Origin of the sequence: Acidisphaera rubrifaciens HS-AP3, assembly GCF_000964365.1 — a bacterium.
GTDB lineage: Bacteria > Pseudomonadota > Alphaproteobacteria > Acetobacterales > Acetobacteraceae > Acidisphaera > Acidisphaera rubrifaciens.
Genome location: NZ_BANB01000138.1, coordinates 1 through 5135 on the forward strand (window position 1 = coordinate 1; position 5135 = coordinate 5135).

Annotated in this window: 4 protein-coding genes; 2 read left to right on the plus strand and 2 right to left on the minus strand. The window is 71.3% G+C overall.

The genetic code is table 11. The annotated features are described in order from the left end of the window. Positions 1–263: 263 nt before the first annotated feature. Together B8460_RS05155 and B8460_RS05160 are read left to right on the plus strand one after the other, a co-directional pair. Positions 264–1985, plus strand: a complete 1722-nt coding sequence (locus tag B8460_RS05155; RefSeq protein ID WP_048860511.1) for an N-acyl-D-amino-acid deacylase family protein — start codon at positions 264–266, stop codon at positions 1983–1985. Positions 1986–2041: 56 nt separating this feature from the next. Then, the gene (locus B8460_RS05160) at positions 2042–2974 is read left to right on the plus strand and encodes an SMP-30/gluconolactonase/LRE family protein (RefSeq protein ID WP_199445551.1); all 933 of its coding nucleotides are present in this window, start codon (positions 2042–2044) and stop codon (positions 2972–2974) included. Positions 2975–2989: 15 nt separating this feature from the next. Here B8460_RS05160 and denD read toward each other — a convergent pair whose 3' ends face one another. Both denD and B8460_RS05170 read right to left on the minus strand, forming a co-directional pair. Further along, the gene (gene denD / locus B8460_RS05165; RefSeq protein ID WP_048860512.1) at positions 2990–3976 is read right to left on the minus strand and encodes a D-erythronate dehydrogenase; all 987 of its coding nucleotides are present in this window, start codon (positions 3974–3976) and stop codon (positions 2990–2992) included. 40 nt (positions 3977–4016) lie between these two features. Next, a complete protein-coding gene (locus B8460_RS05170) occupies positions 4017–5006 on the minus strand; it encodes an ABC transporter permease (protein WP_048860513.1) in 990 nt (329 codons plus the stop codon). Between the last annotated feature and the right edge of the window lie 129 nt (positions 5007–5135).

Genomic DNA, 5135 nt, shown 5'->3' on the forward strand with positions numbered 1-5135 from the left:
GAAGGCGAGACAGGCGGCGCGGCCGATGCCCCCCGCCCCGCCCGTCACCACCGCCGCCTTGCCCGCGAAATCCATGATCGCCCCCCTCGTCGTTTCCACCCGCCGCCGACTGTCGCCGCGCCACCCGCCGCTGACCAGCCCTCCGTCGGGCGTCCCGCTGCCCGGGCCGCGCATCGGCGGTTTGTCCGGACAGCGGGGCAGCCGCCTTGAAGCCGGCCCCGGCACGGCGCGTAATGCACGCAACGACAGGGGAGAGACGACCGATGGCGACCTATGATCTCGTCGTGCGCGGCGGCCTGGTGGTGGACGGCACGGGCGCCGCCCCGTTCGAGGCCGATGTCGGCGTGCGCGACGGCCGCATCGCCGCGCTCGGACGCCTGACGGGCGGCGGCACCGAAGAGATCGACGCAAGCGGCCATCTCGTCACCCCGGGCTTCGTCGACGTGCACACCCATTACGACGGCCAGGCGGTGTGGGACCATCATCTCGCGCCCTCGTCCTGGCATGGCGTCACCACGGCGGTGATGGGCAATTGCGGGGTCGGCTTCGCGCCCTGCCGCCCCGACGATCGGGAAAAGCTGATCGAACTGATGGAGGGCGTGGAGGACATCCCCGGCCCGGTCATGCACGAGGGGCTGCGCTGGGAGTGGGAGAGCTTCCCCGACTACCTCGCGACGCTGGATCGCAACCCGCGCGACATCGACGTCTGCGCCCTGCTGCCGCACGCGGCGGTGCGCGTGAACGTGATGGGCGAGCGCGCCATACGCCTCGAACCCGCGACCGCGCGCGACGTGGCGCAGATGCGCGCGATCGCCGCCGATGCGGCGCGCGCCGGCGCGTTCGGCTTCTCCACCTCCCGCACGACCAGCCACAAGAGCCTGCGCGGCGACTACACGCCCACGCTGCGGGCGCTGGAGGCGGAACTCACCGGCATCGCGCAAGGGCTGACCGAGGGCGGCGGCGGCTTCATGGAAGTCGTCTCCGAATGGACGCAGCCCGATCCGGCCAACGAATTCGCCATGCTCCGCCGCATCGCCGAACAGAGCGGGCGCCCGGTGCTGTTCTCGCTCGGCCAGCGCCATACCCAGGCCGATTACTGGCGCGAGCTGCTGGCCGCGAGCCGCGCCGCCGTCGCCGACGGCGTGCCGATCCGCCCCGTCGTGCCGCCACGCGCCATCGGCACGCTGTTCGGCCTGACCGGCAGCCAGAACCCGTTTTCCGGCACGCCGTCCTACAAGGCGATCGCGCACCTGCCGCTCGCCGAGCGCGTCGCCGCCCTGCGCGACCCCGACATGCGCCGCCGCATCCTCGGCGAGGATCCGGCGAAGGAGAGCACCTTCCCGCTGTTCAACCGCCTGTCCTACGCGCAGATGTACCGCTTCGGCACGCCGCCGAACTACACGCCGCGCGAGGAGGACTCTATCGCCCGCATCGCTGCGCGCGAGGGGCGCACCGCGCCGGAAGTGGCCTACGACATCCTGCTCGAACAGGACGGCCACGCCTTCATCTATGCGCCGATCCTCAACTACGGCACGTACGACCTGTCGATCTCCGAGGCGATGCTCGACGACCGCAACACCATCATGGGGCTCGGCGACGGCGGCGCCCATGTCGGCTTCATCCTCGACGCCGGGTTCACCACGTGGCTGCTCGCCTACTGGGGCAAGCAGCGCGGGCGCTTCCCCATGCCGGACCTGATCCGTCGGCTGACATCCGACACGGCGCGGGCGGTCGGGTTGCACGACCGCGGCGTCGTGGCGGTGGGCATGCGCGCCGACCTCAACGTCATCGACTGGGACCGCATCGGCTTCGGCAGCCCCTATGTGGTCCACGACCTGCCCGCCGGCGGCAAGCGGCTGCTGCAAAAAGCGAGCGGCTATGCCGCCACGATCGTCGCGGGCGCAATCACCTATCGCGAGGGCGAGGCGACCGGCGCACTGCCGGGCCGGCTGGTCCGGCGCCCGACCGCGGCGGGCCTGCATTGAGCGGCGCGCGGACGGGCGCGGACACCCTGCCCCCCGGCCCGTTACCGCTCGGCCCGCTGCCGGGCACGCGCTATCCCGATACGCGCGTCGTCGCCCTCGACCGCCGATTTCGCCGTCAGGGCAACGCCGCGATCGAGCGCATCGCGACCGGCTTCCGCTGGGCGGAGGGGCCGGTCTATTTCCGCGACCTCGGCTGCCTGATCTGGAGCGACATTCCCAACAACCGGATGATGCGCTGGCTGGAGGATGACGGCCATGTCAGCGTCTTCCGCAGCCCATCGAACTACGCCAACGGCAATACCCGCGACCACGCCGGCCGCCTGATCACCTGCGAGCACGACACGCGCCGCGTGACCCGCACGGAGGCGGATGGGCGCATCACCGTGCTGATGGACCGCCACGACGGACGCCGCCTCAACGGGCCGAACGACATCGTGGTGGCGAGCGACGGCGCGATCTGGTTCACCGATCCGGGCTACGGCATCGACGGCGAATACGAGGGGCATGCCGACACGCCGGAGCTTGCCGCGCATGTCTATCGCCTCGATCCCGCGACCGGCGAGGCGACCGTCGTCGCCGATGATTTCACCCGCCCCAACGGCCTAGCCTTTTCGCCCGACGAGCGGCGTCTGTATGTCGTCGACAGCGGCATCACCCATGGCGGTCCGTCGCATATCCGCGTCTTCGACGTGGACGGCACGCGGCTGCGCGGCGGCGGCGTGTTCGCCGACGGCTTCGCGCCCGGCTTCACCGACGGGCTGCGCGTCGACATGGCGGGCAATGTATGGTGCAGCATGGGCTGGGCCGATCCGGCCGAGGACGGCGTGCGCTGCTACGCGCCGGACGGCGACCTGATCGGCAAGGTGCTACTGCCGGAAACCTGCGCCAACCTCACCTTCGGCGGCCGCAAGCGCAACCGGCTGTTCATGTGCGCGAGCACGTCCGTCTACGCGCTCTATGTGGACATCCAGGGCGCGCAGCTGCCCTGACCGGCCGCGCCGCCGCTACGAGGGCAGCCGGCCGCCGAGTTCGTCCTCGATGTGCACGCGGATGATTTCGTCGAAACTGGTCTCCGCCCGGAACCCGAGGGCGAGCGCACGCTGCGGATCGAAGTTGCGCGGCCAGCCCGCGACGATGGCGGCGACCGTGGGGTCCGGCACGCGGCGGATCAGCGACGCCGCCCGGTCGCCCGCGACGCGGCGCAGCGCCGCGATCTGCTCGCCCACCGTCGCCGACAGCCCGGGCATCGACAGCGACCGCCGCGCGCCGAGCGGCGCGAGATCGATCTCGGCCCCGTGCATCAGGAACCCCACCGCCGCGCGCGGGCTCGCGTGCCAGTGGCGCACGTCCTCGTCGACCGGCAACACCGCCTCCTGTCCCGCCAGCGGCTCGCGCAGGATGCCGGAGAAGAAGCCAGACGCCGCCTTGTTCGGCGCGCCGGGGCGGATGCAGATGGTCGGCAGGCGGATGCCGATCCCGTCCATGAAGCCGCGCCGCGAATAGTCGGCGAGCAGCAGCTCGTCGATCGCCTTCTGCGTGCCGTAGCTGGTCAGCGGCGTCAGCGCGAAATCGTCGCCGATCGCCGGGGGGAACGGCGCGCCGAACACGGCGATCGACGAGGTGAACACCATGCGCGGCCGATACCCGTCCGCCGACAGATGCCGGATCGCGTCGAACAGCATGCGCGTGCCGTCGAGGTTGATGCGGTAGCCCTTGTCGAAATCCGCCTCCGCCTCGCCGGAGACGATGGCGGCGAGATGGAAGATCAGGTCCGGCCGCTCCGCGACCGCGCGCGCGGGCTCGCCGTCCGCCGACAGGTCGGCCGCACGCGTCACCACGCGGCCGCCGAAGCCCGCCGGCGCCGCCGGCTCGACAACGTCGAGCAGCGTCAGCGCCTCGATCGCCCGGCCGCCGATGCCGCCGGCGGCGACCAGCCGTGCCGTCAGCTTGCGGCCGATCATGCCGGCCGCGCCCGTGATCAGGATATGCATCGTCGCCCTCCGTTACCGCCCCGCCGCTCTCGCGGCGTCTCTACCGTCCTGGCCGCGCCCGGCTGAGCAGCCGTTCCGCCAGCACCGCCGCGATGATGATCGAGCCGATCGCCGTGCCCTGCCAATAGGGCGAGACGTTCAGCAGGTTCAGCCCGTTGCGTATGAACACCATCACGAACACGCCGCACAGCGTGCCGATGATCGACCCGCGCCCGCCGAACAGGCTGGCGCCCCCGATCACCACGGCCGCGATCGCGTCCAGCTCCAGCCCCTGTCCGCCGATCGGGTCGATCGACAGGATGCGCGAGGCGAGGAAGATCGCGGCCACCGCGCTCATCGCGCCCGAGACGACATAGGCGAACACGCTCCATGTCGCGATGCCGAGGCCGGCGACGCGCGCCGCCTCCGCGTTCGATCCCACGGCGTACAGCGTACGCCCGCCCTTGGTGTAGGCGAGGAACCACCAGCACACGGCATAGGCCACCAGCAGGCACCAGAAATCGACCGGTTTGCCGGCCAGCGTGTCCGACGACAGCGCGCCGAGCGCCGCCGGCAGGTCGCTGATCGAATTGGCGCCGCTGAAGATGTAGGCGAGGCTGCGCGCGATCGACATCATGCCGAGCGTCACGACGAAGGGTGCGACGCGCCCGAACGTGATGATCGCGCCGTTGACGAGACCAGCCAGCGCACCCGCCGCCAGACACGCCGCGATGCCGCCCGCGAGGCCCAGTTTCGGCAGGGCGAGGCCGAGGATGATGCCCGTCGCGCCCGCCAGCGAGCCCACCGACAGGTCGATGCCGCCGATCAGGATCACCAGCGTCTGCCCGAGCGCCACCATGCCGACGACCACCGACTGATCGAGCACATTGAGCAGGTTGTTGACGGTGAGGAAATACGGCGAGATCAGCGACAGCACCGCCATGACCAGAACGATCAGCAGCAGCATCCGCAGCTCGATCTCGGTCGCCAGCAGCCGCAGCAGCGAGCGGCGGCGCGGCGCATCCGGCGTCCCCGTTTGGGACAGGCTCATTGGAACGGGCTCATTACGACAGTCTCATGCGACGGCTCCGAGCGGCATCTGCGCGGCGGCGGGGGCGGCGAGATCGGCGGTGATGCCGGCGGCGACCGCCCGCGCGTCGAACCCCGCCGGCACCTGCGC

Excerpts from the sequence above, each read along its gene's own strand:
- B8460_RS05155 (WP_048860511.1), top strand. The coding sequence starts at position 264 with ATGGCGACCTATGATCTCGTCGTGCGCGGCGGCCTGGTGGTGGACGGC.
- denD (WP_048860512.1), bottom strand. The coding sequence starts at position 3,976 with ATGCATATCCTGATCACGGGCGCGGCCGGCATGATCGGCCGCAAGCTG.
- B8460_RS05170 (WP_048860513.1), bottom strand. The coding sequence starts at position 5,006 with ATGAGCCTGTCCCAAACGGGGACGCCGGATGCGCCGCGCCGCCGCTCG.